General features: G+C 64.1%; 16 protein-coding genes. 12 read left to right on the top strand and 4 right to left on the bottom strand.

Features of this window, described 5'->3' with window-relative positions; translation table 11 throughout:
* The first annotated feature begins 172 nt into the window (after positions 1 to 172).
* The 3 genes from SB772_RS26480 (at position 173) to SB772_RS26470 (ending at position 2,903) form a co-directional block, all read left to right on the top strand.
* Positions 173 to 1,543, top strand: a complete 1,371-nt coding sequence (locus SB772_RS26480; protein WP_410836138.1) for an O-acetylhomoserine aminocarboxypropyltransferase — start codon at positions 173 to 175, stop codon at positions 1,541 to 1,543.
* Positions 1,540 to 2,373 carry an alpha/beta fold hydrolase gene (locus tag SB772_RS26475; protein ID WP_410836137.1) on the top strand — a complete coding sequence of 278 codons (834 nt, stop codon included), beginning with the start codon at positions 1,540 to 1,542 and terminating at the stop codon, positions 2,371 to 2,373. The genes SB772_RS26480 and SB772_RS26475 overlap by 4 nt, the downstream gene beginning before the upstream one ends.
* A 209-nt stretch (positions 2,374 to 2,582) precedes the next feature.
* Positions 2,583 to 2,903, top strand: a complete 321-nt coding sequence (locus SB772_RS26470; RefSeq protein ID WP_410836136.1) for an Mpo1-like protein — start codon at positions 2,583 to 2,585, stop codon at positions 2,901 to 2,903.
* Between the two features lie 24 nt (positions 2,904 to 2,927).
* Here SB772_RS26470 and SB772_RS26465 read toward each other — a convergent pair whose 3' ends face one another.
* Positions 2,928 to 4,244, bottom strand: coding sequence for a YihY family inner membrane protein (locus tag SB772_RS26465; protein ID WP_410836135.1), 1,317 nt, complete (start codon positions 4,242 to 4,244; stop codon positions 2,928 to 2,930).
* A 121-nt stretch (positions 4,245 to 4,365) separates the two neighbouring features.
* Here SB772_RS26465 and wrbA point away from each other — a divergent pair, with 121 nt between their 5' ends.
* The 4 genes from wrbA to SB772_RS26445 are packed head-to-tail and all read left to right on the top strand — an operon-like array spanning position 4,366 to position 7,750.
* Positions 4,366 to 4,968: an NAD(P)H:quinone oxidoreductase gene (wrbA, locus tag SB772_RS26460; protein ID WP_410836134.1), complete on the top strand. Its 603-nt coding sequence runs from the start codon at positions 4,366 to 4,368 to the stop codon at positions 4,966 to 4,968.
* Positions 4,965 to 5,432 (top strand): DUF2069 domain-containing protein, encoded by a 468-nt coding sequence (locus tag SB772_RS26455; protein WP_410836133.1) that lies wholly within the window; start codon positions 4,965 to 4,967, stop codon positions 5,430 to 5,432. The genes wrbA and SB772_RS26455 overlap by 4 nt, the downstream gene beginning before the upstream one ends.
* A gap of 50 nt (positions 5,433 to 5,482) precedes the next feature.
* Complete coding sequence (locus SB772_RS26450; RefSeq protein ID WP_410836132.1) at positions 5,483 to 6,901, top strand: FAD-binding oxidoreductase; 1,419 nt, start codon at positions 5,483 to 5,485, stop codon at positions 6,899 to 6,901.
* A 42-nt stretch (positions 6,902 to 6,943) separates the two neighbouring features.
* Entirely contained in the window at positions 6,944 to 7,750 is an 807-nt protein-coding gene (locus SB772_RS26445) for a metallophosphoesterase (RefSeq protein ID WP_410836131.1), read from the top strand.
* Between the two features lie 59 nt (positions 7,751 to 7,809).
* Here SB772_RS26445 and SB772_RS26440 read toward each other — a convergent pair whose 3' ends face one another.
* Positions 7,810 to 7,971 (bottom strand): hypothetical protein, encoded by a 162-nt coding sequence (locus SB772_RS26440; protein ID WP_410836130.1) that lies wholly within the window; start codon positions 7,969 to 7,971, stop codon positions 7,810 to 7,812.
* 210 nt (positions 7,972 to 8,181) lie between these two features.
* Positions 8,182 to 9,120, bottom strand: coding sequence for a LysR family transcriptional regulator (locus tag SB772_RS26435; RefSeq protein WP_410836129.1), 939 nt, complete (start codon positions 9,118 to 9,120; stop codon positions 8,182 to 8,184).
* A gap of 155 nt (positions 9,121 to 9,275) precedes the next feature.
* Between SB772_RS26435 and SB772_RS26430 the strand changes: the two genes are divergently transcribed.
* From SB772_RS26430 to SB772_RS26415, 4 genes are read left to right on the top strand one after another with little or no spacing between them, the layout of a single operon-like run.
* Positions 9,276 to 10,889, top strand: a complete 1,614-nt coding sequence (locus SB772_RS26430; RefSeq protein WP_410836128.1) for an efflux transporter outer membrane subunit — start codon at positions 9,276 to 9,278, stop codon at positions 10,887 to 10,889.
* An 11-nt stretch (positions 10,890 to 10,900) separates the two neighbouring features.
* A complete protein-coding gene (locus SB772_RS26425) occupies positions 10,901 to 13,111 on the top strand; it encodes an FUSC family protein (RefSeq protein ID WP_410836127.1) in 2,211 nt (736 codons plus the stop codon).
* The gene (locus SB772_RS26420) at positions 13,101 to 13,301 is read left to right on the top strand and encodes a DUF1656 domain-containing protein (protein WP_063496755.1); all 201 of its coding nucleotides are present in this window, start codon (positions 13,101 to 13,103) and stop codon (positions 13,299 to 13,301) included. The genes SB772_RS26425 and SB772_RS26420 overlap by 11 nt, the downstream gene beginning before the upstream one ends.
* Before the next feature lie 13 nt (positions 13,302 to 13,314).
* Entirely contained in the window at positions 13,315 to 14,175 is an 861-nt protein-coding gene (locus tag SB772_RS26415; RefSeq protein WP_410836126.1) for an efflux RND transporter periplasmic adaptor subunit, read from the top strand.
* A 1,081-nt stretch (positions 14,176 to 15,256) separates the two neighbouring features.
* On the opposite strand, the gene SB772_RS26410 is transcribed toward SB772_RS26415, so the two are convergent.
* Positions 15,257 to 16,933 carry a methyl-accepting chemotaxis protein gene (locus SB772_RS26410; RefSeq protein WP_410836125.1) on the bottom strand — a complete coding sequence of 559 codons (1,677 nt, stop codon included), beginning with the start codon at positions 16,931 to 16,933 and terminating at the stop codon, positions 15,257 to 15,259.
* 506 nt (positions 16,934 to 17,439) lie between these two features.
* On the opposite strand from SB772_RS26410, the gene SB772_RS26405 reads away from it, so the two are divergent.
* Positions 17,440 to 18,708 carry an MFS transporter gene (locus SB772_RS26405; protein WP_410836124.1) on the top strand — a complete coding sequence of 423 codons (1,269 nt, stop codon included), beginning with the start codon at positions 17,440 to 17,442 and terminating at the stop codon, positions 18,706 to 18,708.
* The last annotated feature ends 185 nt before the right edge of the window (positions 18,709 to 18,893 follow it).

The following is an 18,893-nucleotide window of genomic DNA, read 5'->3' as shown; positions in this document are numbered from 1 at the left end:
CATAAAAGGAAAGCGGCCCGCCCGCCAAGGCGCAGCGGGCATTCGCGCGCCGCACCGGGCCAAACCCGGGCGGCGGCCATCGGGAAAACCGCGCTTGAAGCGATTCGTGCCGGTGATAGGATTGCCGCCACTTTCACCTTTCGCGAAGCCGCCCGTGGCTTCGCCGCCAAGGATGTCCGCCAACCGTTTCGATACGCTTGCGCTGCACGCCGGCGCAGCCCCCGACCCCACCACCGGCGCGCGCGCCACGCCTATCTACCAGACTACCTCGTTTTCGTTCCGCGATTCCGACCACGCCGCGGCGCTGTTCAATATGGAGCGCGCCGGCCACGTCTACTCGCGAATCTCGAACCCGACCGTGGCCGTGTTCGAAGAGCGCGTCGCCGCGCTGGAAAACGGCGCGGGCGCGATCGGCACGGCCAGCGGCCAGGCGGCGCTGCATCTGGCGATCGCCACGCTGATGGGCGCCGGCTCCCATATCGTCGCCTCCAGCGCGCTGTACGGCGGCTCGCACAACCTGCTGCACTACACGCTGCGGCGCTTCGGCATCGAGACGACCTTCGTCAAACCGGGCGATCTCGACGCATGGCGCGCGGCGCTGCGTCCGAACACGCGCCTGCTGTTCGGCGAAACGCTCGGCAATCCGGGCCTCGACGTGCTCGATATCGCCGCAGTCGCGCAGATTGCGCATGAGCACCGCGTGCCGCTGCTGGTCGACTCGACCTTTACCACCCCCTATCTGCTCAAACCGTTCGAGCACGGCGCCGACTTTGTCTACCACTCGGCGACCAAATTCCTCGGTGGCCACGGCACGACGATCGGCGGCGTGCTGGTGGACGGCGGTACGTTCGACTTCGAGGCGTCGGGCCGCTTCCCCGAATTCACCGAGCCGTACGAAGGCTTTCACGGCATGGTGTTCGCCGAAGAAAGCAGCGTCGCGCCGTTCCTGCTGCGCGCGCGCCGCGAGGGCCTGCGCGACTTCGGCGCCTGCCTGCATCCGCAGGCCGCCTGGCAGCTGCTGCAAGGCATCGAGACGCTGCCGCTGCGAATGGAACGGCACATCGCGAATACGCGCAAAGTGGTCGAATTCCTCGCCGCCCATGCTGCGGTCGAAACCGTCGCCTATCCGGAACTGCCGACGCATCCTGACCATGCGCTCGCGAAGCGTCTGCTGCCGCGCGGCGCGGGCGCGGTATTCAGCTTCAATCTGCGCGGCGACCGCACGGCCGGCCGCAGCTTCATCGAAACGCTGTCGCTGTTCTCGCATCTGGCGAACGTCGGCGACGCGCGCTCGCTGGTGATCCATCCGGCATCGACGACGCACTTCCGTATGGACGCCGCCGCGCTCGCCGCAGCCGGCATCGCCGAAGGCACGATCCGCCTTTCGATCGGCCTGGAAGATCCCGACGATCTGATCGACGACCTCAAGCGCGCGCTGAAAGCGGCCCAGAAAGCAGGCGGGGCGACTACGCCCAAAGCCGGCCTGTCCAGTTCATCCGCCGCATCCGCTACCGGCGGCGCACCGCGCCCGGAGTCCGCATGATCCTCACTGTTCAGGCCAAACCGGCCTATGCCTATACCGGCGGCAAACCGTTCGACGCCAGCCTGCCGACCGCCGTGTTCATTCACGGCGCCGAGCACGACCATAGCGTATGGGCGTTGCAAACGCGCTACTTCGCGCACCACGGCTTCGGCGTGCTGGCCGTGGATCTGCCCGGACACTGCCGCAGCGACGGCCCGGCGCTTGCCACCGTGGCGGCCATGGCCGACTGGCTGGCCGCCCTGCTCGACGCCGCCGGCGTGCAACGCGCGTTCGTGGCCGGTCACAGCATGGGCTCGCTGGTCGCACTCGACTTCGCCGGCCGCTATCCGGCACGTGCGACACACCTTGCTCTCCTCGCCACCGCGGTGCCGATGACCGTCTCCGACGCCTTGCTCGACGCCGCGTTGCATCGCGAGTCCGAGGCAATCGACATGGTCAATCAATGGTCGCATTCGACGCTCGCCGCCAAGCCTTCGTGCCCCAGCCCCGGCTTCTGGCTGCGCGGCATGAATCAGCGGCTGATGGAGCGCGTTTCGGCGAACGGCGAACCGCATCTGTTCCACACTGACTTCACCGCTTGCAACAGCTACGCGGACGGCCTCGCGCGCGCCACGCAGGTACGTTGCCCGACTCGGCTGATCGTCGGCAGGCGCGATGCGATGACGCCGCCGCGCGCGGCCAAAGCGCTCGCCGACGCTTTCGTGCAAGCCGGCGTACCGGTCGACACCATCACGCTCGACGCCGGTCACGCGCTGATGACCGAGCAGCCCGATGCCACGCTCGACGCCCTGTTCAGCTTCGCTTCGAAGGCGGCAACCGTCGCTCGGTAGTTTCCACGAATAGCCGCCACGAATCGTCACGATAACCGCGCCGATGCGCGCACACCATCGGCCGAATGGCCAGGTTGCGCGCATGAGCCGATAGCCGCACAATGACTCAAGCCTGCCCGGTTTTGAGCGCGCCTTAAAACTCCACACGCGTCCGAAACCTCGGAAACGGCGGGCACGGAGTCGAGAAGAATCGAAATTCGGAGGCTGTGATGGCTCAAACCGCGCACACCGATCACTTCGCGAGTTTCGCGGAGTTCTATCCGTTTTACCTGAGCGAGCATCGCAACACGGTCTCGCGGCGGCTGCATTTCGTCGGTTCGCTCGGCGTGATCGGCTGTCTGGCCATGGCGCTCGCCACCGGCGACTGGCTATGGTTGCCGGCGGCCGTTGTCTGCGGATACGGCTTTGCCTGGGTCGGGCATTTCTTCTTCGAGAAGAACCGGCCGGCGACTTTCCGGCACCCGCTCTATAGCCTGATGGGTGACTGGGTCATGTTCAAGGACATCTGCGTCGGGAAGATTTCGCTGTAGTTTCGCCGCAGTTCCACTGTCACTTCAGGCGGCCTGATGCGGCATTGAAGGAGTCCCCTGCTCATTTTCCTCTGGACGAGCCACCCCACGCGCGGCGGCGCGCGCCGCCAGCAGCGTGGCGAGCGTCACTTTCAGCCTGTCGTTCTCGAGCGCCGCCAGAAGCGTGGCGCCATCCACGCGCGTCGAGTTGAGACCAAGCTGATATTCGAGCTCCGCGCGATCGATCACGAACAGGCCGAACAGGCGCTCGACCGTGATCTGCGCCGGATTCGCCAGCAGCAGGAAATGCGGGTGCGTGCCATCTTCCTGCAAGCTCGCAATCCATTCGATCTCCTCGAGCCTTTGCAGCAAATTGAGCGTCGTGTCCATGTCGCGGCGAAGCATGCGCGAGAGCTCCTGCACCGTGTAGCCGCGCTTGCCCGCATCGCGCGCTTCTGAAAGCCGCGCGAGCAATTCGAGCGAGTCGAACAGATTGCTGCCCTCGAAAGTCGGGCGATGAAACTGGCCGATGCGGATAGCCGGCAAGGCGGACGCGATCATCGCGCCCGCCAGCGTGATGAACCAGCAAAGGTACATCCACAGCAGGAACAGCGGCACGGCGGCAAATGCACCGTACACCGCGGTATAGGTAGGAATGCGGCGCACGTAGTAACCGAAGCCGCGCTTGCCGAGTTCGAACGCGATCGCGGCAGTGACGCCGCCGATCACCGCATCGCGCCATTCCACCCGGCAGTTCGGCAGATAGACGTAAAGAATCGTGAAGGCGAGCGCCGTCAACGGTAGAGCCGCGCCGGCGAGTGCCCATTCGATCATCGCCGGGATATGCTGGGTCGCCGTGAACGCCATCGATTGCGTGAACAGATAGGACGAAATCGACAGGCTCACGCCGATCAGAATCGGTCCGAGCGTAATGATCGCCCAATAGACCAGCACGCGCTGCGCAAACGGCCGCGCCTTGCGCACCCGCCAGATCACGTTGAAGGCGGATTCGATCGTCATCATCGTCATCACCGCGGTGAGGAACAGCAGGATCATGCCGATCGTGGTCAGCCCCTTGGCCTTTGACGCGAACTGGTTCAGATAGTTGAAAATCTGACTGTTGAGTTGCGCGGGCATCAGATGCTCGGCAAGAAAAAACTGCAGCGATTCCTGAAACGAGCTGAAAATCGGAAACGCGGTGAACAACGCGAACGCGACCGTGGCGAGCGGCACGAGCGCGAGCATGGTGGTGAACGTGAGACTGCCGGCCACCTGCGGAATGCGGTCTTCGCCGCTACGCTTCGCGGCAAACTGCGCGAGCCGTTTGAGCGTGTCGAGATCGAAACGCACCCTGGACAACAAACCCCACCTCCTTGCTTCGTGAACCGGTGTTTCAGGACAGTGCGCGAAGCCTGGCCGAACGGCTATGGATGGCCTCTGCAGCGGACCCAACCCCTATAATACCCGTTCACCGATGAGGCCTATGAAAGACATTCTCGTGCTCTATTACAGCCGTCACGGCGCCACGCGCGAGCTCGCCCTGGCGATCGCGCACGGCGTCGACAGCGTCCCCGGCATGCAGGCACGCGTACGTACCGTGCCGGCGGTTTCCACCGTCTGCGAAGCGGCCCAGCCGGACATTCCCGCTGAAGGTCCGCCCTACGTCGAACTGCGCGACCTCGAAGAATGTGCCGGTCTGGCGCTCGGCTCGCCCACCCGCTTCGGCAATATGGCTGCGTCGCTCAAGTACTTTCTCGACGGCACCACACCGCAATGGCTGTCCGGCGCGCTGGCGGGCAAACCGGCGTGCGTGTTCACGTCGACCGGCAGTTTGCACGGCGGCCAGGAATCCACGCTGCTGTCGATGATGCTGCCGCTGCTGCATCACGGCATGCTGATCATCGGCATTCCATACACCGAAAGCGCGCTGAGCACCACGCAAACCGGCGGCACGCCGTACGGCGCGTCGCATTTCGCCCGTGCGGGCAGCGCCGACCACGGCATCTCCGCCGACGAAAAAACGCTCGCGATCGCCTTGGGTGCACGCGTCGCGCGCACGGCGGCGTCGATGAGCGAACGTCCGTGAGCGGCGGGCCGGACGTGGCAAACCGCGCGGCAGCCAGCGCGACAACCGCAACCGTCATTCCCCCACTCGGGCCGCAAAATCACCTAGCCGGGTTCGGCGCGACAGCCGCCCTGCTTGCTTTGATCGTGTTGTCGGTTGGCTGGGAATGGTGGCTCGCGCCGCTGCGGCCAGGCGGCTCGGCGCTGGTGCTCAAAGCGGTGCCGCTGCTGATCGCGCTACCGGGCGTCTGGCGGCGCCGGCTTTACACGCTGCAATGGGCGTCGATGCTGATCTTGCTGTATTTTGCCGAGGGCATCGTACGCGGCTGGAGCGACCACGGTTTGAGTGCGCGCCTCGGCTGGCTGGAAACCGCACTCGCAGTGATCTTTTTCGTCTGCACGCTCGCGTACGTCGCGCCGTTCAAGCGCGCGGCAAAACAGGCAGCAAAACAGAACGCAAAGCAGGCCAGGGGAAGCGCCCAATGAGGAGCGCGCTTCCCACGCAACCTATCCGCCGAACACCTTGACCGACCATCATGACCCAAGCCGTTTTTGTCACCGCCTGCCGCAACGCCATCGGCGCCGCCCATGTCCTGACCGACCCGCACGACACCGCGCCCTACCTCACCGACTGGCGCCGCCGTTACACCGGCGCGGCCTGCACGGTACTCTGTCCGGCCACGCCTGAAGAAGTCGCGGCGCTCGTCCGGCTCGCCGTCGAACATCGCGTCGCACTGGTGCCGCAGGGCGGCAACACCGGGCTCGCCGGCGGTGCAACGCCGGATGCGAGCGGCGCGCAAGCCGTCGTCAGTCTGCGGCGGCTGAACCGCGTGCGCGACATCGACCCGCACAACAACACGATCACTGTCGAAGCCGGCGTCATCCTCGCCGAGGTGCAGAAGCACGCTGAGGAAGCGGGCCGGCTGTTCCCATTGAGCCTCGCCGCCGAAGGCAGCTGCACGATCGGCGGCAATCTCGCCACCAACGCGGGCGGCACCGGCGTGCTGCGCTATGGCAACACGCGCGAGTTGTGCTTGGGCCTCGAAGTGGTGACACCGCAAGGCGAACTGTGGGACGGCCTGCGCGGACTGCGCAAGGACAACACCGGCTACGATCTGCGCGACCTGTTCATCGGCGCGGAAGGCACGCTAGGCATCATCACCGCTGCCGTGCTCAAGCTGCATCCGCAGCCGGCCGCGCGCGTCACGGCGCTCGCCGCACTCGCGTCGCCGCATGCGGCGCTCGATTTCCTGTCGTTGACGCAACGCGTCACCGGGCCGCTCCTGACCGGTTTCGAACTGATGTCGGATTTCTGTCTGCGGCTGGTCGGCCGGCATTTTGCACAGATGCGCTATCCGTTCGCCGAGCCGCACGCGCAAGTCGTGCTGCTCGAACTGTCGGACAGCGAAAGCGAAGAACATGCGCGCGGCCTGTTCGAGCGCCTGATGGAAATCGCGCTCGAAGAAGGCCTCGTCGAAGACGCGGTGGTCGCGGAAAACCTCACGCAATCGCGGGCGTTCTGGAATCTGCGCGAACATATTCCGCTCGCGCAGGCGGAAGAAGGTCTGAACATCAAGCACGATATCGCCGTGCCGATTTCGCGCATCGCTCACTTCATCGAGGAAACCGACGCGGCGATCGCGCAGGCTGTGCCGGGCGCGCGGATGGTCACGTTCGGCCATCTGGGCGACGGCAACCTGCACTATAACGTGCAGGCGCCCGAGGGCGTCGACGCGAAAGCGTTCCTCGAGGCGTTTCAAAGCTCGATCAATCAGATCGTGTACGACAACGTGCATCGTCACCGCGGCAGCATCAGCGCCGAACACGGGCTCGGCCAATTGAAGATCGACGAAGCGATGCACTACAAGCAGAACGTCGAGGTGCAATTGATGCGCGCCGTCAAACGCGCGCTCGATCCGCTCAATCTGATGAACCCGGGCAAGGTGCTACGCTAAGGTCTGAAGCCTCCGGTTCGAGGCCCATCGCAGGAGTCGTTCGTGAAGATTCGAGTGCTGTCCGATCTGCATCTGGAGAATGACGAGCCCGAGCTGGTCCCGCATGCGCAGGCGGATCTGATCGTGCTTGCCGGCGACATCCACAATCACGCGGCCGGGCCGCGCTGGGCCGCACAAACTTTCGACGGCGCCGTGCCGGTGATCTACGTGCCCGGCAATCACGAGTACTACGACGGCGAATTCGGCGCACTCGAAACGGCGCTCTACGACGCAGCGGCCTCGGTCGACAACGTGCACGTGCTGAACAACGCCGCGCTGGTCGACCCGCAGGGCCGCTGGCGCGTGCTCGGCACGACCTTGTGGACCGACTTCGCGTTATACGGCGCCGACGAAGCCGCGCTCGCCCAATCCATCGATGCATCGCGCCGGGTGATGCTCGACTTCCGCGGCCTGATCCAGACGAACTGGCCGCACGACACGCTGGATTCTCCGCGCGATTTCACACCCGCCGACTCCCTCGCGCTGCACAGGCAGGCGCGCGCATGGCTCGAACGCGAGTTGGCCAAACCGTTCGGGGGCAAGACGATCGTCGTCACGCACCACGCGCCGCATCGGCTGAGTCTGGCCGAGCGCTACGCGCAAGACCGTGTCTCGGCCGGCTTCGTCAGTCATCTGCCGGAACTGGTGCGTGCGCCCGTCGCGTTGTGGATTCACGGACATACGCATACGTCGTTCGATTACACGGTGAACGGCACGCGCGTGGTCTGCAATCCGCGCGGCTATCTCGACCGGCGTACCCGCGAGCCGGAAAATCCGCAGTTCGAATGGGACAAGGTGGTGGAAATCTAGCGTTGGCTTGAGGCCGATCCGGGTAGGCTGAATGCGGCAGACGCGCGCTGCCGCCAAACTCAGCAGTCGCGCCTTTGGGCAGACAAATCCGCCGGGCGCTCGGCCTTGATCGGCACCAGCTTCGGCTGCTGTTCACGCAAACGGCGCAGCAAATCGCGCGATGCGGCGATTCCGATCAGTCCCAACATGACGGCCACGCCGATCATCAGATGCGTATCCATGAATCCCTCGTCCTTCCAATTGTTGCGATATGCCGAACGGCGGCTGATTGAACACGTCCGGCTGAAACCGGCAGCGCATGAATGACACGTTAGCAAATCGGTCGCGGCGCAGAAGTAAGGAAATGTTGCGACGCGGCACTTGTGCAACAGGCTGTCACGCCAACGCGCCGGCGACTGTCGACGATGGTCGACCGCCCGCCCGGCGCGGCTTCAGGTGCGCGCGAACTGGCGCAACTCGGTCTGGTCGACCGCCAGCGTCGCGGGCAGTTCGTCGCGCAGAAATTCGACCCAGGTGCGGATTTTTGCGTCCAGATATTGCCGCGACGGATACAGCGCATACAGATTCATTTCCTGCGACGTGTACGCCGGCAGCAGCCATACGAGCTTGCCGCTACGCAAGCCGCTGATCGCCGAGTAGATCGGAATCAGCCCGACGCCCATGCCGCTCGACACCGCCGCTGCCATCGCTTCGGCGACATTCACCTGGAACGTGGCCGGGCCGAGCACGACCGTTTCTTCGCCGTTCGGGCCGTCGAAGGTCCATTTATCGGCGGGAAACACCGGCGTGACCATTTGCAGGCAGGTGTGGCGCACGAGGTCCGCAGGCGTTTGCGGCACGCCGTGCCGCTCCAGATAAGCCGGCGACGCGCACGCAATGCTGAACGCGCTGCCCAGGCGCTGCGACACCAGCCCCGAATCCGGCAGACCGGTCGCGAGCGTCAGCGACACGTCGAAGCCTTCGTCGAGCAGATCGGGCAGGCGTTGCGCAAGCGTGAGTTCGATGTGCACGTCCGGATAGCGCTGCTGATAGCGGCCGACGGCCGGCACCACATAGTGCTGGCCGAAGCTGGTCATCGCGTGGACTTTGAGTTTGCCGGACGGGCGCGCGTGGGCGTCGCTCGCTTCCGCTTCGGCCTGATCGACGTACGCGAGGATCTGTTCGCAGCGTTGCAGATAGCGCTCGCCTGCCTCGGTCAACGCGATGCGGCGCGTGGTGCGGTTCAGCAGCCGCGTGCGTAGGTGCGCTTCCAGATCCGAAACCGCGCGCGACGCGTACGCCGTGGTCGTGTTCAGGTGCTGCGCAGCACCCGTAAAGCTGCCCGCTTCGACGACACGGACAAATACGCGCATGTTTTGGAGCGTATCCATACTATTCCTCGATGACTCGAAGCGATTGTTGCACAATTCGCAAAGGCGATTGTCTCACATTCCGTAAAAATGCCTTGCACCTTTACCGGTTATTCCCCAATCAATCAAAAAATATAATGAGGCACAAGGTTCTATAGCTATTTATGGAGGAAATCGTGCAGTCTCCGGTACCGAAAGGGATCGTCGCCGCCGCGGTTCTTACGATCCTATTAACAATCGCCGGCTGTGCCAGTACCGGAGGCATCGCGCCGCAAGCCAGCGGCGGAATCGAGCCCGCCTCGCTCGACGCGGGCAACGCCATCCGGGCAGCCAATGCCGACGCGCAATGGCCCGCCGCCGGCTGGTGGCGCGCTTATAACGACCCGCAACTCAACCAATGGATCGAAGCGGCACAGGCCGGTAATCCGACGCTGGCCGTCGCCCAGGCGCGTGTGCGCGAAGCCGTGTCGATGGCGGGCGTGGCCCGTTCGGCGCTGGCGCCGCAGGTCAACGGCAGTCTGTCGATCCAGCGTCAGAAATGGGCCGACAACCTGTACTACGGCCCGGGCCCGCTTGCGGGCGAGCAGTCGTGGAACAACACCGGCACGCTCGGGCTCTCGTATCACCTGGATATCTGGGGCAAGGACAGGAACGCCGCCGAACGTGCGCTCGACGCCGCTCACGCGAGTGCCGCGGATGCCCGCGCCGCCCAGCTCGAACTGGAAGGCAATGTGGTGCGCACGTACATCGAGATGTCGATGAACTACGCGCTGCTCGACATCGCCAAAGCCACGTTGCAGCAACAGCAGCAGATCGCCGATCTGGCCACACGCCGTCTGAAGGGCGGCATCGGCACACAACTCGAAGTGAGCCAGGCCGAAACGCCGCTGCCGGAATACGAGCGTCAGATCGATGCAATCGAAGAGCAGATCGCGCTCGGCCGCAATCAACTGGCTGCGCTAGCCGGCAAAGGTCCGGGCGCGGGCGATGCGATCCGGCGTCCGACGCTCGCGCTCGACGCGCCGGCCGGCCTGCCGAGTACGCTGCCTGCGGATCTGATCGGCCACCGGCCCGATGTGGTCGCGGCGCGCTGGACGGTGGCGGCGCAGGCGCGCGGCATCGACGTCGCCAAGGCCGATTTCTATCCGGACATCAATCTGCTGGCGTCGTTCGGCGGTTACGCGGCGATGGGGCCGCTATTCCAGTTTCTGAAGAACCCGTCGCATAGCTGGAGCGCCGGTCCGGCGCTGTCGCTGCCGATCTTCGACGGCGGGCGACTGCGCTCGCAACTTGGCGCGGCGTCGGCGGGCTACGACGAAGCCGTCGATCGCTATAACCAGTCGATCGTCAGCGCGCTCAAGGACATCGCCGATCAGGTGGTGCGAATCCGCTCGCTCGCGACCCAGGCAGACGACGCCGACCGCTCGGTCGCGGCGGCTCGCAAGAACTACGATCTGGCCCGCGAAGGCTACCGGCGCGGCCTGACCGACTATCTGAACGTGCTGGTCGCGCAAAGCCAGTTGCTGCGCGCGCAAGAAGGCGTCGCGAAGATTCAGGCCGAGCGCCTCGGCGCGCATGCGTCGCTGGTCACCGCCCTGGGCGGCGGCCTCGACGAACCGGCCAACGGTCCGCAGGACAACGAGACGCTGCCGGGGCACGGCAAGGCCAAGGGCACCGCCAAAGCAGCCGCCGATTCGACCGTTGCGGCAAAGCGTGCCGACGGCAACGCCCGTCTGAGCACTGCGACGAACACCCGCCGCGCGTCCTCAGACGCGAGCGCGGCAGAATAAGGAAGCCGACCATGTCCGCCGCCCCTTCTCCCGCCTCGCAGCCGGGCTCGTTCGCCGCGCTCTACACGACCGTCGCCGACTGGGCTCGCACCGACGGCCGCACGTGGGTCTATCTGTTCAAGGCGCTCGCGGCCTGTTTTCTCGCGCTCGGCATCGCGATGAAGCTCGATCTGCCGCAACCGCGCACCGCGATGACCACCGTGTTCATCGTGATGCAGCCGCAAAGCGGGATGGTGTTCGCCAAAAGCTTCTACCGGATCTGCGGCACGCTGGTCGGCCTCGTCGTGATGCTCGCGTTGATCGGCCTGTTTGCGCAGCAGCCGGAAATGTTCATCGTGGCGACCGCCATCTGGGTCGGCATCTGCACCGCGGGCGCCGCGCGCAACCGCAACTTCAGGTCCTACGGTTTCGTGCTGGCAGGCTATACCGCCGCGCTGATCGGCATTCCCGCTTCGCAGCATCCGGACGGCGCGTTTCTGAGCGCCCTCACGCGGGTCGCCGAAGTGGTGGTCGGCATCATCTGCGCGGGCGCGGTTAGTGGCCTCGTATTGCCGCAGTACGCCGGCTTGCAGATGCGCAGCACCGTGCGTGCGCGCTTCTCGGCGTTCGTCGAGTACGTGTCCGCGTCGCTGGCGGGCCGCAACGACCGCGCGCAGATCGAGACCACCAACGCGCGCTTTGTCGCCGACATCGTCGGTTTCGAAGCGGCGCGCAGCGTGGCCGTGTTCGAAGGCCCCGACTCGCGGATGCGCGGCGGGCGCCTGGCGCGTCTGAACAGCGAGTTCATGACGGCATCGACGCGCTTTCATGCGCTGCATCAGCTGATGAACCGGCTGCGCGATGCAAACACGAGCGGCGCGGCCGTCGCGATCGATGCGCTCGAACCGTACTTCAAGGACATCGCCCCGCTGCTCGCGAAGTCCGGCGAGCCCGTACTGAGCGCCGCCGACGCCGCGCACGCCGCCGCGCAACTCGAGGCCTACAAGGCCGCATTGCCCAGGCGCGTGCGCGCGACGCGCGACGCACTGGAAACGCATGCGGATGCGCCGCTGCTCGATTTCGACACCGGCGCGGAATTGCTGTACCGCTTCGTCGACGATCTGCATGCGTATGCGGCGACTTACGCGTCGCTCGCGGTCGATATGCACGAGCGCGAACGCTGGATCGAGCGTTACGAGCCGAAGACCAATGCAATCGCAGCGGGCGTAGCCGGCTTGCGCGCGGCCATCGTCATGACGGTGCTCGGCGCGTTCTGGATCGCGACCGCGTGGCCGAGCGGCACGACGCTCGTGCTGACCGCGGCCGCGACCTGCGCGCTGGCGTCGTCGTCGCCGAATCCGATGCGCACGACGATCCAGATGGGCGGCGGCACGCTGGTCGCCTCGGTGATGGGGATGATCGCGGTGTTCGGCGTGTATCCGCACATCGACGGGTTTCCGTTGCTGTGCGCCGCGCTCACGCCGTTCCTGCTGCTCGGCGTATTCATGACGACGCGCCCGTCGCTGGCCGGCTACGGCGTCGGCTACTGCATCTTCTTCTGCTTCCTGGCCGGCCCGGACAACGTGATTCACTACGATCCGAGCGGCTTCATCAACGATGCGATAGCGCTGGTGCTGTCGATGCTGGTGTCGTCGATTGCCTTTGCGGTGCTGCTGCCACCGTCGACGCCGTGGCTGCGCAACCGCCTGCTGGTGGACCTGCGCCGCCAGGTGGCGCTGGCGAGCCGTGCGGGCATGAACCGGGTGCGTTCGCGCTTCGAGAGCGGCGCGCGCGATCTGATGTTCCAGATCAACGCGCTCGCGCCGAACGAACCCGAACTCAGGCGCGACACCTTGCGCTGGCTGTTCTCGGTGCTCGAAGTGGGCAACGCGATGATCGATCTGCGCCGCGAAGTGGCGGCGCTGCCCGCCGACGCGCGCTATGCGAAGACGATGCCGTGGCGCGTGTCGCTGCGGGCAATGCGCAACGCGGTGACCGCGCTGTTCGAGCACCCGCGCGCGGACCGCTTCGACCGCGCGTTGGCGGCGACCGTCGATGCGATCGCCGCGGTTCAGCAGATGCTGGCGACTTTCACGCCGCCGCGTGAGGAGCGCCATCGACTGCAACGCGTCCTGAGTCAACTGCATTTCATTCGTACCGCGCTGCTCGATCCGCAATCGCCGCTGGAAACGCTGGTGAGCGGACACGCCGGCGCGTCTGAAGGAGTTCGTCATGCCACGTGATATTGCCGTTTTCGACGCCTACGTGCCGGCCATCGTGCTGCTGTTTATCGCGGGCGCCGCGCTTACCTGGGTGTTGGACCGCGTGATTGCCTATACGGGCTTGTATCGCGTGGTGTGGCATCCGTCCCTGTTCCGGGCCAGCTTGCTCGTGTGTGTGTGCGGCGTGCTGGGTCTCGCCGTTTATCGTTGATCAGAGTCGAAACATGACCATCCGAAATATCGTGGGCTTCGTCGCGACAGCCATTATTTTTGTCGTCGCGATTTTGATTGGACGCGCGTTGTGGGTTCATTACATGGATGAACCATGGACGCGCGACGGGCGCGTGCGCGCCGAGATCGTGAATGTGGCGCCCGACGTGTCCGGCGCGGTTGTCGACCTGCCGGTGAAGGACAACCAGTTGGTGAAAAAGGGCGATCTGTTGATGCAGATCGATCCGTCGCACTATGAGATTGCTATCGAGCAAGCGCAAGCGGCGGTTGCCGCGCGCAAGGCCGAGTTGCAGATGAAGCGGGACGATGCGCAGCGGCGCGCGGATATGGATGCTTTGGTCGTGTCCAAAGAGAGCCGTGAGAATGCGACTCACACGGCTTCCGCTGCCGACGCTGCTTATCAGCAAGCTTTGGCCGCGCTTGATGCTGCCAGGCTGAATCTTGCGCGCACGCGGGTGGTTTCGCCTGTAGACGGGTATGTCACCAATCTCAATGTTTTTCGCGGCGATTATGCGACTGCTGGCTCTGCCAAGCTGGCTATTGTCGATAGCCATTCCTTCTGGGTTTATGGGTACTTCGAGGAGACGAAGCTGCCTCATGTGCGCGTCGGCGATAAGGCCGAAGTTCGGCTGATGAGTGGCGGCACCCTCCAGGGACATGTCGAGAGCATCTCTCGAGGGATTTATGATCGGGATAATCCCGAAAGTCGCGAGTTGCTGGCGGATGTGAATCCGACTTTCAACTGGGTGAGGTTGGCACAGAGAGTGCCCGTTCGGGTGAGGATCGATTCTGTGCCTGATGATGTCGTGCTTGCAGCAGGCATTACTTGTACTGTTGTCGTTAAGCCAAGCTGATGAGGTTGCCTTCGCGGGGCTTTATCCCTGTGTACCTATGGCGGTGGATTTTTCTTTTCTTAGTGGTTTGTTGACGTTGCCCCTGTGCTGTTTGCCTGCTCGGCGCTTCTGGTTGTACGCCTGCGGCGTTGGCCTTTCCTTGATTTGTTAGTGGTCTATTAGCGTTCCCCCTGTGCGGGGGAGCACCTACTTTTCTTTGCCGGCCGCAAAGAAAAGTAGGCAAAAGAAAGCGGCTCAAACCGCTAACTTTTAAGCGGGTCCCCTGGCTTGGAGGAGGTAGTGGAGCATCTGGAATCGGTGTTCTCGCACACTCCGCGCTGGTGACAAGGCCGTCATACTTCCGGCGGCGCTGCGCGCGCCGTAGCGGTACTTCATCAAACCGCCTGGAGGTTTGCGTGGCCGTGCCTGGCTGGCGGCACTGCGCACGCCGCAGCGGTACTTCTCAACACCGATCGCAGATAAGGGCCTCCGGCATTATCCTTCCCGCCTCGCATTGTGTACTTGTCGCATCGGTCTGCAAGGGAAACCAGTGGCTTTGTTTGCGCGCGGTGGGAGCCATCGGCTTTGCCTCGGCGAGGCACTGAATTGTGGACGCGCGGGCCACTGCGCCGAACGAAATGCAGCGCGAGTTACGCTAGCGCAATGAAGACCAGCCGTCACGCTTGAACAACCGCAGGCGCAGAAAGCGCCGGAAGGGCCCGAGGGTTTTATGAGGTATGCTTCGGCGCGCGTAGCGTTGCTGGATGCGTCAAGCGAAGCGTTAGCGCGAAAATGGAGGTCGGCTTTGTGAAGTACCGCTACGGAGCGCGCAGCGCCGCCGGAAGTATGACTGCCTTGTCACCAGCGCGAAGTGTGCGAGAGCACCGATTCCAGATGCTCCACTGCCTCCTCCAAGCCAGGGGACCCGCTTAAAAGTTAGCGGTGTGAGCCGCTTTCTTTTGCCTACTTTTCTTTGCGGCCGGCAAAGAAAAGTAGGTGCCCCCCCGCACAGGGGGAACGCTAATAAACCAATAACAAAACAAGGAAAGGCCACACCGCAAGCACAACGCCAATAAGCCCCGCGCAGGAAAAAACCGCAAATTTATAACCTGAACTTCCCCACCATCGACTTCAACCCCCGCGCCTGGTCATCCAAAGACCGAGCAGCCGCGGTAGCCTGCTCAACAAGCGCGGCATTCTGTTGAGTACCCGAATCCATCTGCGTCACCGCAAGGTTGATCTCTTCAATCCCGGCACTCTGCTCGGAAGAAGCAGCCGAAATCTCGCCCATGATGTCAGTCACGCGCTTCACGGCTTTAACGACTTCATCCATCGTCTGCCCGGCATCCTGGGCTAAAGTCGACCCGTTGCTCACCCGCTCGACAGAAGTACTGATCAACCCCTTGATCTCCTTCGCAGCAGCCGCGCTGCGCTGAGCCAGATTCCGCACTTCGGCAGCAACGACAGAAAACCCGCGCCCTTCTTCACCCGCCCGCGCCGCCTCGACAGCCGCATTCAAAGCCAGAATATTGGTCTGAAAAGCAATCCCCTCGATCACGCCGATGATGTCGCCAATACTCCGCGCGCTATCGTTGATCTCGTTCATCGTCGCGACCACGCGACCCACCACCGCGCCACCCTTCTCCGCGATCTCCGAGGCGTTATTGGCCAGCGTGCTCGCCTGCTTGGCGTTATCCGCGTTCTGCCGTACCGTCGACGTCAACTGCTCCATGCTGCTCGCCGTCCGCTCGAGCGCCATCGCCTGTTGCTCGGTGCGCTGCGACAAGTCCTGGTTGCCCATCGAAATCTCACCCGATGCAGTCGCAATCGCATCGGCGCTCGCGGCAATGTCGGAGACCGTGGTCGAGAGGCCGCTCTGCATGTCGTGCAGCGCGTACAACATGCTCGACTTGTCCTTGCGACCCAGCACGATCTGATTCGACAGATCGCCCGCCGCGATCCGGCTGGCAATCTCCTTCGCGTATCCCGGCTCGCCGCCGAGTTGCGCGCCCAGACGTCGCACCACCCATTCGCTGATGCCGAACGCCAGCACGATCAGCGCGACCGTCATCACCGCGATCATCACGAACGACGAGTGGTAGATAAAGCCCGACGCCTCGATGGTCGCCTTCGCAGCCGTGCCGCGTTGCGCGACCAGTTCGTCGACGAGTTTTTCGAGCTTGCCGGTTTCGACCAGCAGCGACACGTCCTGCGTGCCGACCTGCCAGTTCATCTGCGACAGATCGAGCGGCTGCGCTTTCACCAGCGTCACGAAATCGCGCAAGTGACCACTCCATGTAGCAACGGCAGCGGCGAATTTCTTCTGCTGATCGACGGCCTTGGCGTCCGATGCGTCGACGTACTGTTGCAGCGTGCCGAGTTGCGCGGCAAGGCCGCTCAAACCCTTATCGATGTCGGCGCCGAGCTCGTCGCGCTCCTTCGCGGTGGTTGCGGTCAGCAGCATCTTTTGCGCGCGGCTCGCGCGCAGCATGTGGCCGCGCGCCTCTTCGGCGGCGCGGCTGGCGATGTGCCCCTGGTCGTAGATGGACTGCGCGGAACCGTTCAGGCGGCTGATCTGGGTCAGCGAAAACACGCCGATCGCAAGCGTGCCGATCAGCAGCACCGCAAACGCCAGCCGCAACATCGCCTTCACCGATAAACCCTTGAGCCGCACAGCCTGTCCCTGGCCGCCCTGCCCATGCGATTGCGCCTTGCCTGCCGCTTCTCCTTCCGGTACGAACCCCGCGCCCGTCTGGCCACCCAGCGAAACTGCTTTCATCGTTCTAGTCCCCACGTGTCGAACTGCCGAAAAGGTCGGTTCCGGCATTGCTTCTGATCTCTCCGGGTCTACGGCATAAACGTCTGCGATCTTTAGCGCCGCCCGCATTCATGCCGACCGCATGTCGCCCGGTCCCAGACCTCGCCGCCTCGTAAGCCGCGCGCCCGCGACCGTTTTATACATGGCCAAAATACCCGAACCGTATTTCCGGAACGGCTTGCCAGCCGCGCCGATCCGTGGCAGTGCATCCGCCGCCAGGCACCGTCATGGTGCCGGGAACGCCGGATCCTCCTGCATCTGCGACACCCAAAGCGTCCGATTCACGACAAAACTTGTCCTTACAATTCATGCAAGCCACATTAAACTTAGACAATTAGCCGACAACGCCGGGCGCCGCGTCGAAATGCCGCGGTATCGAAACCAGCAATGAACCTGAGCCGGCAGCCTCGATTCATGACCCGTCATCCTTTTTCCATCTCTCTCTCACCTTCTCTCTCATCTAGCGTATGGAAACGAGCCTCGAAAAAAGCGCCCTTGCCGGCGCGTCAGCCGGTACCGCCAATCCCGCCCAGCCTGCCGCCGCCACGCAGCCGGCGGCCAAAGTCCAGCGGACTGTCTATTCCGTGCTCGGTGCGATCAGCTTTTCGCATCTGCTCAACGACATGATCCAGTCGCTGATTCTGGCCATCTACCCGATGCTGAAAGACAACTTTTCGTTGTCCTTCGGCCAGATCGGCCTGATTACGCTGACCTACCAGATCACCGCGTCGCTGCTGCAACCGCTCGTCGGCATCTATACGGACAAGCATCCGAAGCCGTATTCGCTGCCGGTCGGCATGGGCTTCACGCTCGCCGGCCTGCTGCTGATGTCGGTCGCGTCGAATTTCGGCGTGCTGCTGGTGGCAGCGGCGCTGGTCGGCTGCGGCTCGTCGGTGTTTCATCCGGAGTCGTCGCGGGTTGCGCGGATGGCCTCGGGTGGTCGTCACGGTCTCGCGCAGTCGCTGTTCCAGGTGGGCGGCAATGCGGGTTCGTCGCTCGGCCCGCTGCTCGCCGCGTTGATCGTGATTCCGCACGGCCAGCGCAGCATCGCGTGGTTTTCGGTGGCGGCGCTCGTCGCGATCGTCGTGCTCACGCAGATCGGCCGCTGGTACAAGCAACATCCGCCGGTGAAGAAGGCGCGCAATGTCGCCGGGCACGCAACGCTGTCGCGCAACAAGGTCATGTTCGCGATGGGCGTGCTGATCCTGCTGGTGTTCTCGAAGTACTTCTACCTCGCCAGCCTCAACAGCTACTTCACCTTCTATCTGATCGACAAATTCCATCTGCCGGTGCAGGCCGCGCAGGTCCATCTGTTCGTGTTCCTCGCGGCGGTTGCGGCGGGCACGGTGATCGGCGGTCCGGTCGGCGACAGGATCGGCCGCAAGTATGTGATCTGGGTGTCGATCCTCGGCGTCGCACCGTTCACGCTGCTGCTGCCGTACGCCAACCTGTTCTGGACCGGCGTGCTGACCGTGATCATCGGCGTGGTGCTGGCTTCGGCGTTCTCGGCGATCCTCGTCTATGCGCAGGAGCTGATCCCCGGAAAAGTGGGGATGGTCGCTGGGCTGTTCTTCGGTTTCGCGTTCGGCATGGGCGGGATCGGCGCGGCCGTGCTCGGCCAGTTGGCCGACGCCACCAGCATAGCGTATGTGTACAAGGTCTGCTCGTTCCTGCCGCTGATCGGCGTGCTGACGGTGTTCCTGCCGGATGTCGAAGGCAAGCGCGCGAAAGCTTGATGGGTTCGCCCGGCCGTTGCATGAGGGAGAAGGCGCCGCGGCGCCTTTTTTCTTTGGGCCACGGGTTTGCCATCTGGATCGCGCCGCCCCCGCTCATGGTGAACCCGCGTTGTCCGCACGGCCGCGTGTGCTCTATGCTTGTGCGGATACACGCCCCGCTCTCGCGCCGTACACACCGCGCGTGT

This window comes from Paraburkholderia sp. SIMBA_030 (assembly GCF_046535245.1).
Lineage (GTDB): Bacteria > Pseudomonadota > Gammaproteobacteria > Burkholderiales > Burkholderiaceae > Paraburkholderia.
Note: the sequence above shows the minus strand (reverse complement) of the source record. Positions and strands in the feature narration are given on the sequence as shown.